The 17,656-nt window shown below is 69.4% G+C and carries 15 protein-coding genes; 5 read left to right on the plus strand and 10 right to left on the minus strand.

The features are described 5' to 3' along the window. Window positions 1-680: 680 nt before the first annotated feature. Window positions 681-1,898, plus strand: a complete 1,218-nt coding sequence (locus ACIHCQ_RS38920; RefSeq protein WP_399673373.1) for a hypothetical protein — start codon at window positions 681-683, stop codon at window positions 1,896-1,898. A 497-nt stretch (window positions 1,899-2,395) separates the two neighbouring features. Here the strand turns inward: ACIHCQ_RS38920 and ACIHCQ_RS38925 are convergent, their stop codons facing one another. Next, on the minus strand, window positions 2,396-2,779 hold the full coding sequence (locus tag ACIHCQ_RS38925; RefSeq protein WP_399673375.1) for a hypothetical protein: 384 nt from the start codon (window positions 2,777-2,779) through the stop codon (window positions 2,396-2,398). A 1,153-nt stretch (window positions 2,780-3,932) separates the two neighbouring features. Here ACIHCQ_RS38925 and ACIHCQ_RS38930 point away from each other — a divergent pair. Further along, window positions 3,933-4,301, plus strand: a complete 369-nt coding sequence (locus tag ACIHCQ_RS38930; RefSeq protein WP_399673377.1) for a hypothetical protein — start codon at window positions 3,933-3,935, stop codon at window positions 4,299-4,301. A gap of 357 nt (window positions 4,302-4,658) precedes the next feature. Here the strand turns inward: ACIHCQ_RS38930 and ACIHCQ_RS38935 are convergent, their stop codons facing one another. Beyond that, window positions 4,659-5,600 (minus strand): LysR family transcriptional regulator, encoded by a 942-nt coding sequence (locus ACIHCQ_RS38935; protein ID WP_399673379.1) that lies wholly within the window; start codon window positions 5,598-5,600, stop codon window positions 4,659-4,661. Window positions 5,601-5,651: 51 nt separating this feature from the next. Between ACIHCQ_RS38935 and ACIHCQ_RS38940 the strand changes: the two genes are divergently transcribed. Then, window positions 5,652-6,248 carry an RBBP9/YdeN family alpha/beta hydrolase gene (locus ACIHCQ_RS38940; protein WP_399673381.1) on the plus strand — a complete coding sequence of 199 codons (597 nt, stop codon included), beginning with the start codon at window positions 5,652-5,654 and terminating at the stop codon, window positions 6,246-6,248. Here the strand turns inward: ACIHCQ_RS38940 and ACIHCQ_RS38945 are convergent, their stop codons facing one another. The 3 genes from ACIHCQ_RS38945 to ACIHCQ_RS38955 are packed head-to-tail and all read right to left on the minus strand — an operon-like array spanning window position 6,249 to window position 8,940. After that, on the minus strand, window positions 6,249-7,007 hold the full coding sequence (locus ACIHCQ_RS38945) for an amidohydrolase family protein (protein ID WP_399673383.1): 759 nt from the start codon (window positions 7,005-7,007) through the stop codon (window positions 6,249-6,251). Then, window positions 7,007-7,759 (minus strand): amidohydrolase family protein, encoded by a 753-nt coding sequence (locus tag ACIHCQ_RS38950; RefSeq protein WP_399673385.1) that lies wholly within the window; start codon window positions 7,757-7,759, stop codon window positions 7,007-7,009. The genes ACIHCQ_RS38945 and ACIHCQ_RS38950 overlap by 1 nt, the downstream gene beginning before the upstream one ends. Continuing rightward, a complete protein-coding gene (locus tag ACIHCQ_RS38955; RefSeq protein WP_399673387.1) occupies window positions 7,756-8,940 on the minus strand; it encodes a DegT/DnrJ/EryC1/StrS family aminotransferase in 1,185 nt (394 codons plus the stop codon). Before ACIHCQ_RS38955 ends, ACIHCQ_RS38950 begins: the two co-directional genes overlap by 4 nt. Before the next feature lie 175 nt (window positions 8,941-9,115). Here ACIHCQ_RS38955 and ACIHCQ_RS38960 point away from each other — a divergent pair, with 175 nt between their 5' ends. Then, on the plus strand, window positions 9,116-10,366 hold the full coding sequence (locus ACIHCQ_RS38960; protein WP_399673389.1) for a hypothetical protein: 1,251 nt from the start codon (window positions 9,116-9,118) through the stop codon (window positions 10,364-10,366). An 84-nt stretch (window positions 10,367-10,450) separates the two neighbouring features. Beyond that, a complete protein-coding gene (locus ACIHCQ_RS38965; RefSeq protein WP_399673391.1) occupies window positions 10,451-11,527 on the plus strand; it encodes a mandelate racemase/muconate lactonizing enzyme family protein in 1,077 nt (358 codons plus the stop codon). Window positions 11,528-11,713: 186 nt separating this feature from the next. Here the strand turns inward: ACIHCQ_RS38965 and ACIHCQ_RS38970 are convergent, their stop codons facing one another. From ACIHCQ_RS38970 to ACIHCQ_RS38990, 5 genes are all read right to left on the minus strand, one after another. Next, a complete protein-coding gene (locus ACIHCQ_RS38970; protein ID WP_399673393.1) occupies window positions 11,714-12,442 on the minus strand; it encodes a TetR/AcrR family transcriptional regulator in 729 nt (242 codons plus the stop codon). A 56-nt stretch (window positions 12,443-12,498) separates the two neighbouring features. Beyond that, window positions 12,499-13,449 (minus strand): diiron oxygenase, encoded by a 951-nt coding sequence (locus ACIHCQ_RS38975; RefSeq protein ID WP_399673395.1) that lies wholly within the window; start codon window positions 13,447-13,449, stop codon window positions 12,499-12,501. Between the two features lie 66 nt (window positions 13,450-13,515). Beyond that, the gene (locus tag ACIHCQ_RS38980; protein ID WP_399673397.1) at window positions 13,516-14,724 is read right to left on the minus strand and encodes an amidase family protein; all 1,209 of its coding nucleotides are present in this window, start codon (window positions 14,722-14,724) and stop codon (window positions 13,516-13,518) included. Window positions 14,725-14,729: 5 nt separating this feature from the next. Further along, window positions 14,730-16,187, minus strand: coding sequence for a penicillin-binding transpeptidase domain-containing protein (locus tag ACIHCQ_RS38985; RefSeq protein ID WP_399673399.1), 1,458 nt, complete (start codon window positions 16,185-16,187; stop codon window positions 14,730-14,732). Next, complete coding sequence (locus ACIHCQ_RS38990) at window positions 16,184-17,635, minus strand: FtsW/RodA/SpoVE family cell cycle protein (protein ID WP_399673401.1); 1,452 nt, start codon at window positions 17,633-17,635, stop codon at window positions 16,184-16,186. Before ACIHCQ_RS38990 ends, ACIHCQ_RS38985 begins: the two co-directional genes overlap by 4 nt. Between the last annotated feature and the right edge of the window lie 21 nt (window positions 17,636-17,656).

Consider the following 17,656-nt stretch of genomic DNA (forward strand, 5'->3'; position numbering starts at 1 on the left):
TTCGACCCGAGAACCCGCGTTCCCCTCCCGTGACGGGGCCCGGAGCACACCGCACACAGAAGAAGACCGGCTCGAACGGCCAGACCCAAACCCGAGCACTCACTCACGCTCACCAGAAGTCACCACCGCTCATTACTTCGGCAGCAGTCCACAACCCCCAGCAAACATGATGTAGACGTGTCTATGGGTTCAACCTTTTACTGGAAACCGCTTGCCAAATAATCACCCTGACCTAAGCTCGGTGCGGATCGTCCGGAGCTTCCCTCGGGCTGTTTTCGGCGGCCAGAGTCGGCGACGTCGTGCCGGCGAGCACCGATGCGACGGCCGCACCGGCCACAGCTATGCGAGCGAACGAATTGACCATCGGTTCCTCTTTCTGTGCAGGACTTCGAAGCGGGGGCAGTAACCCGCTCGCCGTGCTTCAACCGGCAGTCACCGAAACCGTCACCCCATGCGGCCACGCCGACACGTTTACGTGCGCGCACCGGATGGTCGGCGGCTATCGGGCCCAGAGGACGATCACGGTGGGGCGCGGGCTGCTCGGTCGGCACGGTCCGCACGGTCAGCAGCACGGAGTACTGCTCGCCGGCCAAGCTGCGCAGGCTCTCTTCCGAGCCGACGGCACCCCAACTCGGTTACCCCATTTACGACCCAATCTTCTCTCCCGTGGAGGTACGGCCATGAGACCCGATCAGTTCCGCGAGGCGCACAAGGAGACCGCGCAGGAAGTGCGGTCGCCCGGCGACTTCGCCAAGCGGGTGCCCCGGTCGCCGCGCCGCCGCAACGTACGCAAGCTTGTGGTGGCCGGTGTCGTCGCGGCGGGCGTCGCGGCGGGCGTCGCGGTGACGCTGGCCATGGACGGCGATGGCACACAAGCGCGGCCCGCGGGCGAGGTGGATACCCCGGACGCGGTGGCCCATCCGGATCAGTCGCCGCCGCGGGAGCTGATCGCCGCGGGGAAAGTTGCCCTCTCGGCGTACTACACGCAAAGGGCCGTGAAGCAACCGAACGGGGACGGGATCGTCACGTATGAGTGGAGCCTGCTCAACGCTGCCACCAAGCGGTACGAGCAGACCAACTGGGCCTGGCTCGATGTCGCCCCCGGGATGCAGACCGCCGCGGTGCTGGAGCGCGATCTGCCCGTCAACCGCATCGGGTTGCTGAACCTGACCACGGGCAAGGTGGGGCGCTGGATCGAGGTCGACAAGAGCGTCGGAAGTGTGGAGTTCTCGCCGGACGGCAAGCACCTGGTGGCAACGACGTACAGCCTCAACCCGGACGGCCTCTTCAAGGACGCGTTGCAGCAGGTGAACGATAAGAAGCTGCCAGGGCCGAAGCCGAGCCGCACCGGCTTCTACGTCATCGATGTCGCCTCCGGCCAGGCGGACTTCACCGTGCGGCCACGCAAGAAGGACGACCGTGGGATCACCGACGGCGGGCGTCAGGACTTCAGCTGGAACCATGACGGCGAGCTGCTGTGGGAGCCCTGGCGCAACCAGGCGGGCAAGATCTACTTCGACAGGAACGGCAAGGAGATGCCGGTCCCGAAGCAAGAGGCGTACCTGAGCTACCCGGAGGCGGGCCTGTCCCCCGACGGGGGCCTCGTCGCCGGCACCATGACAGGGGAGGACGGCCAGATCGTCTCCGAGGTACTGGATGCGAAGACCGGCGAGCGGGCCGCACTCGTACCCGGCCAGCAGCTGGTCGCCTGGGCTGACAACAACCACCTCATCGCCTGGCACTGCGACCCCGAGCAGTGCGCCCCTGGCAAGGGCGAGTTCCGCAACCAGTTGCTCCTGGTCGGCCTGGACAGCAAGAAGGTGACCCCGCTCTCCGGCTTCCGGGAGGCGGACCTCAACTACGACGGACGCTGGACCCCGGTGTTCACCGAGCGCTGACCGTCTCCGCAACACCACCGGGCTGACACCGAAGTGGTGGATGTTGTGACGCAGGATGCGGCACAGCACTACGACGGCCTTCCACAGTGGCAGCGCGTACGGTCGGCCCGTTGCCTTCGCCGAGTCGGGGATCTTCCGCTCGACGCGGGTGAATAGAACGTCAAATCGATGTGGCCTCAGGCCAGTTGTACGGTGCAGGCACATCGGCCCCCTCGCACGCTCGTGTCGGTATTGACAACGCGCACGCTGCGCCGAGGGGGCCGATCCCGCGTCTGGCGATCAGGCCGACAAGATCAACCGGTTCTGAATAGGCTTTCAGGGCGAAGTCACGCCCAGTACACCCCGTACAGCACCGTCGCCCACCTGATCGGACGCGTGCGGGAAGCTACCGCGAGGAGCGGAAATCGTCGTTCTGAGAAACGCGACATTCACACTCCGCGTGAATGTCAAATACCGCGCAGCGGTATTTGCGGCTCCGCTACAGCCTGACTGCCCGACTATTCGTTGAACCGCTCAGACTTCACAGTGGCGCCGCCGCCGTTCCACGAGAGCCACATCTCGTACTGCTCGTTGAACTGGTTGCCTATGTTATAGCCCTTCTTGTCGCAGCCGGAGTCGCCGCCATCGGTAACGGTGAGACGCACCTGATTGGCACCGGCGTCATAAATCTGCACCAGCTCACCTGTCATGCCATGGCCGTCCGCTTTGGTGTCGCAGACCTGAAACACGTCTCCGTCATCGATGAACGTCATCTTGCCGTGACTGTTGCTGATGGTCTTGTTGGAGACGAGGACGGCGGCCTGAGCCTGCGACGCCGTGACGGCGAGTACCGATACGACGGCCGCACCGGCCACAGCCATGCGGGTGAACGTTTTGACCATTGTTTTCTCTTTCTCTTTTCTCCGCAGGACTGCGGAGCAGCTCGATCGGCGCAGAGCCTATGTCAGGGTGATCAGTTGGCAAATAGCCCTAAGTGGAACTCGCCATCCCACTCTCACTGAACGTGACAGAAGCAGGGGAATTCAAATGGGGCACAAGTTGGCGATGGTGCGATACAGGACATCGGGAATGAGGAAAAAATGAGCCCACGAACACGGCGGGTGTCAAAAAATCGCCCCTATGTGATCTGTGTCACACCTATCGCTGGACTGGGGTAGTGCACCCATCCATCCGCCCATATCGCGGCCACAGTGGCCACGCCGTTGACCGTCTGGCCCAGCCGGCCCAGCCGCCGGCGGCCCGCAACGGGTCGGGGCGATGCCTCTCGAGGTCGGCGCGGATCGGCAGCTCGCATCCCGGCCGCCCAGGTCGACGAGGCGTTGGGTCAGGTGCGCCATTGCCTGCTCGTCATCCTCGTTGGAGTGGCAGCCCGCCACGGCAGATGAGCCCTCAAGACCCTTGTTGCCAAGGCAATCCACCGGTCCTGCCGCCCCGTCGAACGGGCGCCGGCATCGTGATCAATTCAGGCTCAGTGGCATTGGATCACGATGAACCGTCGGCTCGGCCGGGACTGTGAGGCCGAACCTGCGTACTCCGAGAGCGTGATCCGAGAGCGTGATCCGACTCGCGATGATGTCGTACCTCGCGAAGCGAGCGACCGGCGAACAGCGGGCGGAGTGCCGGTGATTGACGACTTCGGCGACCGCGGGGACGGCACGGCCACTGCGCATACGGGCCGCCGGCGGCTGGGCCGGCTGGGCAGGACCGCCAACGGCGTGGGTACCGTGACCAGCCGGTATGGGCGGATGGGTGGGTGCACTACCCCAGCTCAGTGGTAAACGTGACGCAGATCACATAGGGGCGATTTTTTGACACCCGCCGTGTTCGTGGGCTCATTTTTTGCTCATTCCCGATGTCCTGTATCGCACCATCGCCAACTTGTGCCCCATTTGAATTCCCCTGCTTCTGTCACGTTCAGTGAGAGTGGGATGGCGAGTTCCACTTAGGGCTATTTGCCAACTGATCACCCTGACATAGGCTCTGCGCCGATCGAGCTGCTCCGCAGTCCTGCGGAGAAAAGAGAAAGAGAAAACAATGGTCAAAACGTTCACCCGCATGGCTGTGGCCGGTGCGGCCGTCGTATCGGTACTCGCCGTCACGGCATCGCAGGCTCAGGCCGCCGTCCTCGACACCAACAGGACCATCAGCAACAGTCACGGCAAGTTTACCTTCACCGATGACGGAGACGTGTTCGAGGTCTGTGACACCAAAGCGGACGGCTATGGCATGACAGGAAGGCTGCAGGAGTCCGGCAGCAACGACTACGTTCTCACCGTTACTGATGGCGGCGACGCCGGCTGCGACAAGAAGGGCTATAACATAGGCAACCTGCGGGAGTACCAGATGTCTCTCTCGTGGAACGGCGGGGGCGCCACTGTTAGGTCTATATGGTTCAACGAATAGTCTGGCAGTCAGGGCTGTAGCGGAGCCGCAAATACCGCTGCGCGGTATTTGACATCCACGCGGAGTGTGAATGTCGCGTTTCTCAGAATGACGATTTCCGCTCCTCGCGGTAGCCTCCCGCACGCGTCCGGTCAGAACCGGTTGATCTTTGTCGGCCTGATCGCCAGAAACAGGATCGGCCCCCTCGGCGCAGCGTGCGAGGGGGCCGATGGGCCTCCGGACTCCGTCCTGCTGGACGGCACCCTCGCGGCGTGCGACCGCACCGGCGAAGTACGCGACGGGTCAACTACTCGGCCAGGCACCGTCGCCACGGCGTGAGTGACCCACGCCGTCAAACGCCGGCCCTCGCCTGCACCCTCACTTCTCAGGGCACTGTTGTTGGTCGCCGGCTTCGGCGAGATGGCGCAGGACAGCGGCCAGTACGGGGTCCTGCTCGGCACCGGCCCGGACCGCGGCGAAGACATTGCGTACCGGCGCATGGCCCGTGGTCGGGCGGAGGACCAGGCCCGGCCGGTGCAGCGGCTGGACGAGCCGGGGGACGAGTGCCACGCCCGCGCCCGCCTCGACCAGGGCCGCGAGGGACTGCCAGTCGTTGACCCGGTGCCGGATCTCAGGAGTGAAGCCGCCCGCCGCGCAGACGGACCGGGTGACCGCGCCGCAGCAACTGCCGGCGTCACCGACGATCCACAGGTCGGTGGCGAGGTCCCGCAGCGCGACCCGTTCCAGCCCGGCGAACCGGTGGGCGGCGGGCAGCGCCACGTCCAGAACGTCGGTGAGCAGATCGATACGGGTGTAACGGCGGTCGGTATGCGGCGGCGCCTGCTCGAAATCCACCGCCACGGCCACGTCGATCTCCCCGCCGTCGAGCCGGGTGAACAGATCGGGCGGCTGGGCCTCCACGACGGCCACGGCGAGGTCCGGCCGCTCCTCGGCGATGGCGCGCAGGGCAGCGGGCAACAGTCCGGACACGGCGCTGGAGAAGGCGCCGACGGTGACGGAGCCCCCGCGCCCGTCACCCCAGCCCGCGAGATCCACCCGGGCCCGCTCCAGCTGGGCCGCGATCAGATCGGCGTGCCGCAGCACCAACCGTGCCTGACCGGTGAGCCTGACCCCGCGGCCCTGCCGCTCGATCAGCGGCACGCCCAACTCGCGCGAGAGGGCCGCCAGCTGCTGGGACACAGCGGAAGGAGTGAGGTGGAGGGCTTCGGCCGTCCTGGCCAGGCTGCCGCGTCTGGCCAGCTCGCGCAGGGCGCCGAGCCGGCGCAGGTCGATCATAAAGGTTCCACTGATCGGATCCATGCGGAAAGATTAACTGGACCTGTTGGGTCGGCAGCCCTCACGATCATCTCCATGACGACCGAGAAGGCTTTCCTGATCCTGCACGGGTGGCAGAACCACCGGCCCGAGGGGCACTGGCAGCATTGGCTGGCCGGTGAACTGACCCGCCTGGGCCACCGCGTGGACTATCCGCAGCTGCCCGACCCCGACGACCCGGACCTGGAGAGCTGGCTCGAAGAGCTCCGCCGCCGCCTCGACGCCCTGGCCGCGCAGGGCGGGGAGCGGGTCGTCGTCTGCCACAGCCTCGCGGTACCGCTGTGGCTGCATGCGGTGGCCCGTGGCCCGGAGTCCATGCGCATCGACGTCGACCGGGTGCTGCTGGTCGCGCCGCCGTCGCGGGAGGTGCTCACGAAATACGAGGAGGTCGCCGGCTTCGCTCCCCCGGTCCTGCCCACGCTGCCCGCCCTGCCCGGGACCGTGCGGCTCGTCGGCACGGACGACGATCCGCACTGTGCGGGCGGTGCCGCCGAACACTACGGTCGCCCGCTCGCCCTCGACACCGACACCGTCCCCGGCGGCGCCCACCTCGACCTCGACGCGGGCTACGGTCCCTGGCCCGCGGTCCTCGCCTGGTGTCTCGACCCGTCCGTACGCATCGTGGGGAACTGATCAGGGGAATGAGCGGGCAGCGGCCAGCGCCCCCAGCCCGAACAGATCCGCCGCGTTGTGCCACAGCACCCGCTCCAGCTCCGCCGCTGTGAACCCCGCGTCCCGGATCACCCCCAGTGACACCGACGGGTCGATCAGCGTCGAGTCCGTCCCGAACAGCAACCGTTCCACCGGAACCCCCGCCTCCCGCGCGTACGCGACCCGGCCCGCGTCGGTGACCGTACGGCAGTGTTCGAGGTAGAGCCGGTCGCACGCCGCCGCCGCGTGTGCCGCCTCCCGCCACGCGTCGCCGCCCGCGTGGCCCATGATGATCCGCAGGCGGGGCCGGCTCGCCAACAGCTGGGGCAGCAGCGCGACCTCAGGACCCCAGGTGTGGAGCAGCAGCGGGACCCCCGCCTCGGCGACCAGGTCGAAGGCCTCCGTCAGCTGCGGGGAGCCGATCAGGCGGCCCGGATAGTGGGTGTGGATCTTCGCTCCGACGAATCTGCCGGTGTCCAGGCAGCGCCGCAGATCCTCGGCGCTCTCCTCGATGCGGTTCGGGTTGACCACCGCGTAACCCAGCAGCCGTGGGTGTACGGAGAGCACCTCCCGCAGCGCCGCGTTGCCCGCCACCGCGTCGTACACCACCGCCTCGGCGGACGACACCACCTGCAGATCGATGCCGTACCGGTCCATCAGCCGGAGGTTGAACGCGGCGTCGCCCGTGTCCATGTGGAACGGCCAGGGGCCCACATGCGCGTGCACATCGATGATCGGCATCAGCCCAGCAGCTCCTCGATGTTGCCCCCGGCGATCGCCGCGCGGTCGGCCTCCCCGATGGCCGCGTACCGCAGCCGCAGGGTCTGCGGCGAGATGTCCATGAACGGCGTGCGCGAGCCGAAAACCAGGTGGCGCGCCCCGGCCGTGTCAACGACCCGTTCGATCCCGTCGGGCGACGACAGGAGCCGGGTGGTGGCCCGGAAGCCGGGCTCGTCCCGCGTCAGGAGCAGGAAGTCGGCCAGTACATAGGAGTGCACATCCAGAAAGATGACCTCGGCGCCTCGGCCCGTCAGCGCCGGGCCGAAGCGGCGGGGGTCGCCGCCGTGGAGGAGTACGAGCCCCTGGGCGACGGCCTGCTCGATCACATGCCGGTAGCCGGGGAAGCCCGGCTCCACGTCCTGTTCCTCCGTGAACAGCCGCAGGAAGCGCACCCCCTCGGCGGCCAGCATCTCCAGCCGCTCGTCGGCGGCGAGCGCGTCGCGCAGATCCACGGTGCCGACCGGCAGCAGTTCGGCACAGCCGCTGAGGTCCTTGACCGTACGGGCGTTTCCCGCGGCGTCATCGAACAGCGCGCCCATGGTGGACATCGCCAGCGCGCGTGCCACGGGGGAGGCGGCGAGGCGGGCCCGGACCTCGGCGAGGCCGAGGTCGGCGTGGTGTCGGGGCCACGGCCCGTACAGCACGTCGACGTCCCAGCCGATGAGCTCCTCGGGCGCCGTCCGCAGCCAGTCGTAGCCGCTGTCGCCGGTCATCGGGTCTGGCCGCCCTGGTCGTGGACCGTACGGATCGCGCGCGCGATATGCGCGACATCGGCTTCGCTGTACGCCTCGTTCCAGGGCAGCGCCAGCAGCGTACGGCCGATCAGCCGCTCCGCCTGCGGGCACAGCCCCGGCGGATATCCCGGCAGCGCCGGATTGGCGTACAGCGGGCGCTCCAGATAGCCGGGCATCGCCGGTACGCCTTCGGCCTCCAGGCCCTTCGCCCAGCGGGCGTTGTCGTCCACCAGGAGTGGGAACAGCCACCAGGCATGGCCCGGCAGCGGCTCCGGTGCCGTGACCCCGTCGAGTCCGCCGAGTCCGCCGAGTCCGTCGAGTCCGTCGAGCGCGGCGATCAGCTGGACCGCCCGCTCGCGCCGTCGCCGTACGACCTCCGTCACCTTTGCGAGCTGCGCGCGCGCCACCGCCGCCGTGAGCTCGGTCATCCGGTAGTTGAGCCCCGGCTCGCGGTGGATCCGCCCCTCCGAGCGGTCCCAGCCCTTATCCATGAACAGCCGCATATGGCGCGCGAGAGCCGGGTCCGCGGTCAGCGCGAGGCCGCCGTCGCCCGCCGTGATGTGCTTGTACTGCTGAAGGCTGAAGCAGGCGATGTCCCCGACCGTGCCCAGCAACCGGCCCGATCCGTCCCGGCCGAGCCAGGCCTGCGCGCAGTCCTCGATCAGGACGAGCCCGTGCCGGTCGCAGATCGCTCTGAGCGCGTCGATGTCCGCGGCGGCGCCGAAGAGGTGTACGACGATGACGGCCTTCGTCCGCGGGGTCACGGCCGCTTCGACCGCGGCCGGGTCGAGATTGCCGTCCTGTGGTCGTACGTCGGCGAATACGACCCGCGCCCGCTGGGCGAGCACCGGAGCGACCGTACCGAAGTCCGAGAGCGGGGTCGTGATGACCTCGTCGCCGGGGCCGACCCCGGCCGCCGCCACCGCCAGATGCAGCGCGGCCGTGCCCGAACTGCACGCGACGCTCTTGACAACAGTGCCGTGCGGGTCCGGAAAGTAGAGCCGGGTCAGCTCCTCCTCCAGCGAACGTGCTTCACTGCCGAAGGCGCTGCACAGTACGGCCGAGTCCAGAACGCGCAGTACCGCGGCCCGTTCCTCGTCGCCGAACGTACGGCCGCGCGGACCGAGAACTGTGGGCAGCGGCATTTCCCGTTCGGGCATCGGGGCACTATCCTCTCCGCAAGTATGCGGTTATGGCCTGGGCCGAAATTAGGGCCGCGGTCGCCAGGCGTCAACCCTGCGTGTGTCGGGGCGCGTCACGGGGCCTCGGAGAACCGGGATTGTGGGCCCGTTCACAAATACCCCAGAAGCACCTCAGGAGAACGGAGACCGGCCGATGGCTCTCACGGTCGGCGTGATAGGGCCCGAGGACCTTGTGCACAAGGTCGTCGCGGTCGGCGGCTCAGCGGGGGCGGACCGGCTGCTGGCGCTCCCGTACCGGCATGAGGACGAGACCCTTGACGTGGTCGGCGGGGCGCAGTCCGAGGTGGACGCCCTGCTCTTCACCGGTGTCGTGCCCCATACGCTCGCCGCCGCCGCCGGTCTGCTCGACCGGCCCGCGATGTACGTCCCGTACAACGGCGCGACGCTGCTGCGGGCCCTGGTCGAGCTGCTCCGCCTCGGCCACGACGTCTCCCGTATCTCCATCGACACCCTGCGCCGCAGCGAGGTCATGGAGACCCTCACCGAGGCCAAGCTGCCCACCGAGCATGTGCACGTGCTGCCCTACCGGCCGGGGCTGACCTCGCAGGACCTGGCCGCGTTCCATCTCGGCGCGCGTGACAAGAAGGAGACCAGGGTCGCCCTCACCTGCCTCGGCTCGGCCTTCCACCTGCTCGACCACGAGATGCACGCCGTACGTCTGGCCCCGTCCCGGCACTCCATACGCTCCACGCTCCAGGCCCTGCTGCTTGCCACCGCCGGGCAGCGCAGCGGGGACGCGCAGGTCGCCCTCGGCATCATCGACCTCCCGGCTGCCGACCGGGAACTCGCCGCCGACCTGCGGGTACTGGGTGGCAGCCTCGCTGATCTGCACGATGGGCAGCGGCTGGTCGTCACCACGCGCGGCGTTCTGGAGAAGGTGAGCGAGCAGTTCACCCGGCTGCCGTTCCTCGATGACCTGGCCGCCCGCCACGGCACCGCCCATGTGGGCTTCGGCCTCGGCCGTACCGCCGCGGAGGCCGAAGCGCTGGCGAGGCGCGCGGTCAACCGCGCCCGGTCGGTCGGTCCGGTCGCCGGTGTCGTGTCGATGACCGACGATGTGGACATCGTGATCGACGGGGAACGGACGGCGGAGGCGTCGGCAGCGGCCGGCTCGGCGTCGGGTGGGGGCCCGGAGAGCAAGGTGACGCTCGCCCGCCGCGTCGGACTGAACCCCAGGACCCTGGACCAGCTGCGCGAACTGACAGCGCAGGACCCGGAGGCGGGCATAACCGCGCACCGCGTGGCCGAGCATCTGTCCGTTCAGCAGCGTACGGCCCGCCGCATTCTCAAGCGCCTCGAACGGGCGGGTGTGGCCGTGCCGACGGGCAGCCGTGAGGCGGGCCGGACGGGGCGTCCGCCGATCGTCTACCGCGTACGCCTCTGAGCCGGGGTTCTGAGCCCGTGGTTCCGTACTTACGGTCTGGGCCGTAAGTTGGCCGTTGAGTTGGCCGTGAATTGGAGGAGCCGCGTGCAGATCGCCTCGGTCCACACCCGTATCGTCAGGGCCCCTTACCGGCGCCCGTTCGTCATCAGCAGCGGCACCAGTCCCGAGCTCATCAGTCTGGTCGTCGAGGTACGTACCGCCGACGGCGAATCCGGCTTCGGCGAGGCGTCGCCGATGACCGCGTACACCGGCGAGACCCTCGCCGGGCTCGAAGCGGCCCTCACCGAACACGTCGCGCCCGCGCTCATCGGCCGCGACCCGCGCGATCTGGCGGGGGCGCACGCGGCCATGGACGCCGCCATTCGCGGGCAGCATCTCGCGAAGGCGGCGCTGGACATCGCACTGCACGACGTGGCGGCGCGGGCGGCGGGGTGGCCGGTGCATCTGCTGCTGGGGGGCTGCGTCCGGCCGCGCGTGCCGACGGCCTGGGTGGTCGGTCTCGGCACCCTGGAGGAGATGGTGGCCGAGGCCGCCGCGTACGCCGCACGGGGGTTCGTCCACATCAAGGTCAAGGGCGGGGAGGACCCGGAGCTGGATGTGCGGCTGGTCCGTTCCGTACGGGAGGCGGTCGCGGAGTCCGTTGAGCTCTCCCTGGACGCGAATGAGGGCTACGACCCGGGTACGGCGGGCCGGACCGTCTCGCGGCTGGCGGATGCGGGGCTCGATCTGATCGAACAGCCGCTGCCGAGGTGGGACTTGGCGGGGATGGCGATGCTGCGCAGCCGGGGTGGGGTGCGGGTCATGGCCGACGAGAGCGTGTACTCGCTGCACGACGCGCTGGAGATCGTGCGGCGGGGCGCGGCCGATGTCCTCAACATCAAGATTCTGAAGGTCGGGGGCCTGTACCGGGCGCGGCAGATCGCGGCGGTCGCGGAGGCGGCGGGGCTCGCCGTGAAGATCGGCACGATGCCGGAACTGGGGGTCGCGACGCTGGCGGCGGCGCATCTGGCTGCGGCGCTGCCGAACGCGACGGTGGCGGCGGATTTGGTGGGGCCGTTGCTGGTGGGGGAGGAGCCGTTGGCGGGGGCGGCGTTTGCGGGGGTGGGGGATGTGGGGTGGGTGGACGTGCCGGTGGGGGCGGGGCTGGGGCATGACCTGTAGGTGGGTGGGGGCCCTTCGGGGGGCGGGAGCGTTGGGGTGCTGCGCGGGGCCTTGTCGGGGCGCTGCCCCGAGCCCCGCGCCTCAATCGCCGGCGGGGCTGAGTTTTCCGCCGGAGGGGCTGAGTTTCCGCCTGCGGGGCTCGGTTTCCCGCTGGCGAGGCTGGTTGCTCCCAGGGGCGAAAGTTTCTTAAAGCAAGTGCGCCGCCTCGCTCACCATCGACGTGACCCGGCGCGCCAGCGCGCCCGCCGGGCCCGTTCGTTGTTCCAGCGTCAGCAAGTCCCTGACCGCCGCCGCCGTTTCCTCGTCCGTCGTCGCCGTCGCCACCAGCAGCGACACCAGGTGGTCCACCAGCCAGTCGCGCAGCTCATCCGCCGGAGGCTGCTTCCCCTCGTCCAGCCAGATCAGTGACGCCGCCTCCACCGCCGCGATCCATGTGCGCACCATCATCCGCAGTCGCGGTCCCGGCCGGTCCGGGCGCAGATGGACGAGGATCTGTTCGGCCGCCGCCCGCCTGACCTCGTCGACGATCGCCGTCGCCCGCGACGTCGCGACGACGCTCCCGCCCCGCAGCAGCGCGCTGAAACCCGCGTCGTGCTCGTCCACGAAGACGAGATAACGGCTCAGCACCCGCGCGAGCCGCTCCGTCGGCGGGCCCGCCGGGGGTTCGGCGAAGCACCGTTCCAGTTCGTCGGCGGCCGATCGCAGAGCCGCCTCGTACAGCTGCTGCTTGCCGCCGGGGAAGTAGCGGTAGACGAGGGGCCGGGAGACCCCGGCCGCCTCCGCCACGTCGTCCAGTGAGACCTCCTCCGGCGGCCGGTGCGCGAAGAGCGTGAGCGCGGCGGCGAGGAGCTGGGTACGGCGCTCCTCGACGCTGAGCCGTCGGTACGCACGGGTCGCCGGAGCGGGACTGGTCATGCTCCGCAGCGTAACCGCACTGTTCGGCAAGGGCGTGCGGAGAGTCACGGGGAGGATTACGCCAGCAGGCCGGAGCTTTTCCACAGCCTGCGGCCCGGCCCCCGCAGCATCCCGATGTCGTCCAGGAAGTCGGTGAGCCGCTTCGCGCCCGACCGCATCACCTCGCGCCGGTGGCCGCTCGCCCGTACCTGGGCGACGGCCTCCCGCCGGTCGAGCCCGACGTTCTCGTACACCCCCGGATTGACGAAGCAGATCGAGAAGACCCGCGCCGCCTCGCCGCAGCTGAGCCGGGTGAACTCCTGCTCCCAGCGCGGCGCGGTCACCATCTGGCGGCGCAACTCCTCGCGGGCGTAACGGACATGGCGGGCCTCTTCGATCACATGGATACGGGTGACGCCGCGTACCAGGGTCTGTACGCGCTCGTCAGGGAAGGTCAGCCGCTGCATCCAGTCGAGTATCTCCTCGCCGAGCAGCGTCGCCGCGAACGAACCGGGTGTGGTCGAGATGGTCTTCAGCAGGCGCGCCCTATTGTGGTAGCGCCGCTCCACCGGATACGCGGGGGCCCCGCCCTTCTGGATCATCCGGGCGAACATCATCGAGTGCCTGCACTCGTCCGCGATCTCGGTGAGTGCGTACCGCACATGTGCGCTGGTCACGGGCTTGTCGTAGATGTGCCTGACCAGCAGCTGCATCAGGATGATCTCGAACCAGATGCCGAGCGAGGCGAGCGACGCGGCCTCGTGCCGGGACAGGTCCATCCGCTGTTCCTCGGACATCGTGCGCCAGAGCGGGGTGTCGTAGAGGGAGACGAGTTCCGGCGGCCAGAACCACTTGCCCTCTTCGGGCGGTGACTCCCAGTCGAGTTCCTTGTCGGGATCGAAGGAGTGATTGGCAGAGGACGCGAGCAGCCGCTCGGCGACCTGTTCGCGGTCCCGGAGCGGGCCGAGTGCGTCGTGGAGCAGCTGTAAGTCGCGTTCGGTCGCGGTCGCTGGCGGGGTCGTCGTCATGCGGGGAGCACCTCGTCGCTGGGTTACCGGCGGTCATGCTTATGAGACCCCCTGTCAGTAAGGCCGTCAATCCCTTGTGCGCGGCTTGTTGACTCCGCGTCTACCAACGTGTGAGCTCGTCGGCGGCGGGAACGAGGTCCGCAGCGTGAACGCCTCCGCGTCGGGCCCTGCTTCCGCACATGCGGCAGGCGTTCCTCCGCCTCCGCCTCCAGCTCCACACACCACCGAGACCGCATGCCGCTCCGCCGCCACGGCCATTTCAAGGAGTGCGCTGTCCGCTCCCCGCGCCGCGACCAGCTGAAGGCCGACCGGGCAGCCGTCGCCCGTGAAACCGGCCGGGATGCTCGCCGCCGGATGCCCGCTGAGATTGAACGCCCAGGTCAGTGCCGTGGAGTAGGTCTCACCCGGCCCGTCGTGGCCGTGCGGGCGGTTCGGCGTTGCGGGGGTGAGCAGCAGGTCCGTGTCCGCGAAGAGCGCGTCGAGGCGCCGGTTGTTCTCCGCGCGCACCGCCGAGCCCGTGCCTGGCTCTCCGCCTCGGATCGCCTGCCACGCATCCCCCGGGTTGAGCAGCGCGAACGGCCGCTCCTCCAGTCGTACGACACCGGCCGCCGCCAAACGGTCCACCGCGCCCCGCGCGACCGCCGCCACCTCCGGGTCCGTCCGCGCGAAGCCCAGGTCGGCGGACCAGCGCGCCCGTACGGGAAGCGGCACCGGAACCTCCGCGTAACCGTCGAGCACACAGCGCAGATACGCCCGCGCCTCCGCCGCCGTGCGCGTCAGCACACCCCCCGAGGCCAGCCCCGTCCGGTCCGGCGACGGCAGCAGCCCGTTTGTCGTCTTCAGGCCGAACACCCCGCACCACGCCGCCGGTATCCGCACCGATCCCGCCCCGTCGCTGCCGGTCGCCAGGCCCACCATCCCCGCCGCGACCGCCACCGCCGCGCCCGCCGACGAACCCCCGGGCGTACGGTCCGCCCGCCACGGGTTGACCGTACGGCCGTGCGCGCCCAGGCCCCACGTCTGCCAGTACGTGCCGGGGCCGGGCACCGCCGTCGAGCCGACCGGGACCGCGCCCGCCGCGATCAGCCGCCGGGCCGCGTACGCGCGTATCCCGGACGGCCCCTTCACCGCGAACGGCACTCCCGCAAGGGGGAGTCCGGGGTCTGTCTCGCTGGTCAGAGCCTCCTCGGCCCATACCTCGATGAAGGCGCTCAGCCCCGGGTCCAGCCGCGCGATTCGCTCCAGCGCCTCAGCCACTGCTTCCGCCACCGTCATACCCGTCAGTCTCGCAGCGCCGCCTCCATCACCGCCCGCGCGATCGGAGCCGCGCTCCCGCCCCCGCTGACATCGGCGCGGTGCCCGTCCCCGTCCTCGATCACCACCGCGACGGCGACCGCCGGCTGTCCCGCGTCATCCGCCCGCGCCCAGGACACAAACCAGGCGTACGGCCTCTCCGCGTTGCCGATGCCGTGCTGCGCCGTGCCCGTCTTCCCGCCGACCGTCGCCCCCTTGATCGCCGCGTTCTTGCCGGTGCCGTCCTCGACCACCTTGACCATCAGCCGCTGGAGCTGCTGCGCCGTGGCGGGGTTCATCGCCTGGTGGTACGACTCCGGGGTGTGCTGGGAGACCGTGTCGCCGTCCGATGTGGTCACCCGCTCCACCAGATAGGGGCGTTGGAGGTCGCCGCTGTTGGCGACGGCAGCCGCCACCATCGCCATCTGGAGCGGCGTCGCCGTGGTGTTGAACTGCCCGATCGAGGAGAGCGCCAGCTGATCGACGCTCATACGCGTGTCGAAGTGGGACTCCGCCACCCCCGAAGGGATCCGCAGCCGACGGTCGTTGAAGCCGAACCTGCCCACCGTGTCCACCATGGCGGTCAGCCCCGTCTTCACCCCGAGGTGCGCCATGACGGTGTTGCACGACCACTGGATGGCGTACGTGAGCGAGGCGTTTCCACAGTTCCGCGCCTCATTGGGGAGCCTGGTCGCGGTCCCGGGCAGGACATACGGATCGGGCGTGCCGGTCGGCGCGTCGACATCGCTCACGACCCCCGCGTCCAGCGCCGCCGCCGCCGTCACGATCTTGAAGGCCGAGCCGGGCGGATAGCTCTGCCGGAGCGCCCGGTTGAGCATGGGCTGATGGGGTACGGCGTTCAGCCTGGTCCAGGCGTCCGTGACCCGCCGCCCGGTGCCGGAGAGCAGCCCGGGGTCGTACGACGGGCTGCTGACCAGCGCCAGGATCCGGCCGGTCGTCGGCTCGACGGCGGCGACCGCGCCCCGTCTGCCGCCGAGCCCGTCGTACGCGACGCGCTGCATCGACGGCCTGATGGTGGTGACCACCTTGCCGCCGGGCCGTCGGCTGCGGCTGATGTCGTTCCAGAAGGGAATCGGGGTGAGCAGAGGATGCGTACCGGAGAGGAAGGAGTCCTCGGTGTTCTCGATGAGGCTTGTGCCGTACGTCTGCGAGGCGTAACCGGTCACCGGCGCGTACAGCGGACCCTCGGTGTAGGTGCGCTCGTAACGCAGCTGCTGGCCGGTGTCCTTGGAGCCGGTGACGGGTCTGCCGCCGACCAGGATGTCGCCGCGAGGCTCGGCGTAACGGGCGATGACGGGGCGGCGGTTGGCCGGGTTCGTGTCGAGTGACGTGGCCTCGATCACCTGTACGCGGGCGGCGTTGAGCAGCAGCGCGATCAGCAGCAGCAGACTCAGCGCGGCGGTCTGCTGGATGCAGCGGATCACCGTCTGTCCTCCAGGCTCTCCTCCAGGCTCCCCTCCACGTTCTCCGCCACGTTCTCCGCCACGCTCTCCTTCACGCTCTCCTTCAGGAACGGGGCGATGATTCCCGGCTCGACCGGGTCGGGGTGGGGCGCGCGGGCGGAGTCGCTGACCCGGATGAGCAGCGCCACGATGATCCAGTTGGTGACGACGGACGAGCCGCCCTGCGCGAGGAACGGCATCGCCATGCCGGTGAGCGGGATCAGGCCCATCACGCCGCCCGCGATGACGAAGACCTGGAGGGCGAGGATCGAGGCGAGGCCGGTGGCGAGCAGCCGTCCGAAGGGGTCGCGCAGGGCGAGCCCGGCGCGGTAGCCGCGGGTCACCAGCAGCGCGTAGAGCAGGAAGATCCCGCTGAGGCCGATCAGCCCGAGTTCCTCACCCGCGGTGGCGAGGATGAAGTCTGACTTGGCGGCGAAGCCGATGAGGATGGAGTGGCCGAGGCCCAGTCCGGCGCCGAGCATCCCGCCCGCGGCGAAGGCGAAGAGGGACTGGGCGAGCTGGCCGGGGCCCTGGCCCGCCTCGATGCTGGCAAAGGGGTTGAGCCAGTCCTCGACCCGGCTGTGCACATGCGGTTCGAGGGAACCGACGGCGAACGCCCCGGCCGCCGCGAGCAGCAGGCCGACGGCGATCCAGCCGGTCCGGCCCGTCGCCACGTACAGCATGATCACGAAGAGTCCGAAGAAGAGCAGCGAAGTGCCGAGGTCCCGCTCCAGGATCAGTACGCAGACGCTGAGCAGCCAGATGGCGACGATGGGGCCCAGTACCCGGCCGGTGGGGAACTGCAGTCTCCACATCCTGCGGCCCGCGTACGCGAGCGCGTTGCGGTTGGCGGCGAGGTACGCGGCGAAGAAGACGGCGAGCAGGATCTTGGCGAATTCGCCGGGCTGGAAGGAGAAGCCGCTGACCCGGATCCAGATCTTCGCGCCGTTCACGGCGGGGAAGAGGATCGGCACGAGCATCAGGGCGAGCGCGGCGGCGACCGAGAGATACGCGTACCGCTGGAGGAGCCGGTGGTCGCGCAGCAGGACGACAGCCGCGATGAACAGCGCGACGCCGAGCGTGGACCAGACGAGCTGGGCGGGCGCGGCCCGGTCGCCCGGGGTTTCCAGGTCGAGGCGGTAGATCAGGACCAGGCCGAGGCCGTTGAGGAGGAGGGCGATGGGGAGGAAGAGCGGGTCGGCGTAGGGGGCGCGGAAGCGGACGGCGAGATGGGCGAGGAGCGCCAGGACGCCGAGGCCCGCTCCATAGCCCGCGGCGTCCGGGGGGACGGCTCCGTTTTTTGCCAGGCCGACGTCGATGTAGCCGTAGACGGAGATGAGGACGGCGCAGACGAGGAGCGAGAACTCGACACCCCGGCGCTTGGGGAGGCGGAGCTCGGGCGGGGGAGCGTCCGCCGTCATTGCGGTCATGCCACGCAACGTAGCAAGTGG

It is taken from the genome of Streptomyces sp. NPDC052236, assembly GCF_044548015.1.
Taxonomy (GTDB): Bacteria; Actinomycetota; Actinomycetes; order Streptomycetales; family Streptomycetaceae; genus Streptomyces.

What these genes read in the sequence shown, in the direction of transcription:
- ACIHCQ_RS38920 (WP_399673373.1), top strand. Translation starts at nt 681, where the DNA reads ATGAGACCCGATCAGTTCCGCGAGGCGCACAAGGAGACCGCGCAGGAA.
- ACIHCQ_RS38925 (WP_399673375.1), bottom strand. Translation starts at nt 2,779, where the DNA reads ATGGTCAAAACGTTCACCCGCATGGCTGTGGCCGGTGCGGCCGTCGTA.
- ACIHCQ_RS38930 (WP_399673377.1), top strand. Translation starts at nt 3,933, where the DNA reads ATGGTCAAAACGTTCACCCGCATGGCTGTGGCCGGTGCGGCCGTCGTA.
- ACIHCQ_RS38935 (WP_399673379.1), bottom strand. Translation starts at nt 5,600, where the DNA reads ATGGATCCGATCAGTGGAACCTTTATGATCGACCTGCGCCGGCTCGGC.
- ACIHCQ_RS38940 (WP_399673381.1), top strand. Translation starts at nt 5,652, where the DNA reads ATGACGACCGAGAAGGCTTTCCTGATCCTGCACGGGTGGCAGAACCAC.
- ACIHCQ_RS38945 (WP_399673383.1), bottom strand. Translation starts at nt 7,007, where the DNA reads ATGCCGATCATCGATGTGCACGCGCATGTGGGCCCCTGGCCGTTCCAC.
- ACIHCQ_RS38950 (WP_399673385.1), bottom strand. Translation starts at nt 7,759, where the DNA reads ATGACCGGCGACAGCGGCTACGACTGGCTGCGGACGGCGCCCGAGGAG.
- ACIHCQ_RS38955 (WP_399673387.1), bottom strand. Translation starts at nt 8,940, where the DNA reads ATGCCCGAACGGGAAATGCCGCTGCCCACAGTTCTCGGTCCGCGCGGC.
- ACIHCQ_RS38960 (WP_399673389.1), top strand. Translation starts at nt 9,116, where the DNA reads ATGGCTCTCACGGTCGGCGTGATAGGGCCCGAGGACCTTGTGCACAAG.
- ACIHCQ_RS38970 (WP_399673393.1), bottom strand. Translation starts at nt 12,442, where the DNA reads ATGACCAGTCCCGCTCCGGCGACCCGTGCGTACCGACGGCTCAGCGTC.
- ACIHCQ_RS38975 (WP_399673395.1), bottom strand. Translation starts at nt 13,449, where the DNA reads ATGACGACGACCCCGCCAGCGACCGCGACCGAACGCGACTTACAGCTG.
- ACIHCQ_RS38980 (WP_399673397.1), bottom strand. Translation starts at nt 14,724, where the DNA reads ATGACGGTGGCGGAAGCAGTGGCTGAGGCGCTGGAGCGAATCGCGCGG.
- ACIHCQ_RS38990 (WP_399673401.1), bottom strand. Translation starts at nt 17,635, where the DNA reads ATGACCGCAATGACGGCGGACGCTCCCCCGCCCGAGCTCCGCCTCCCC.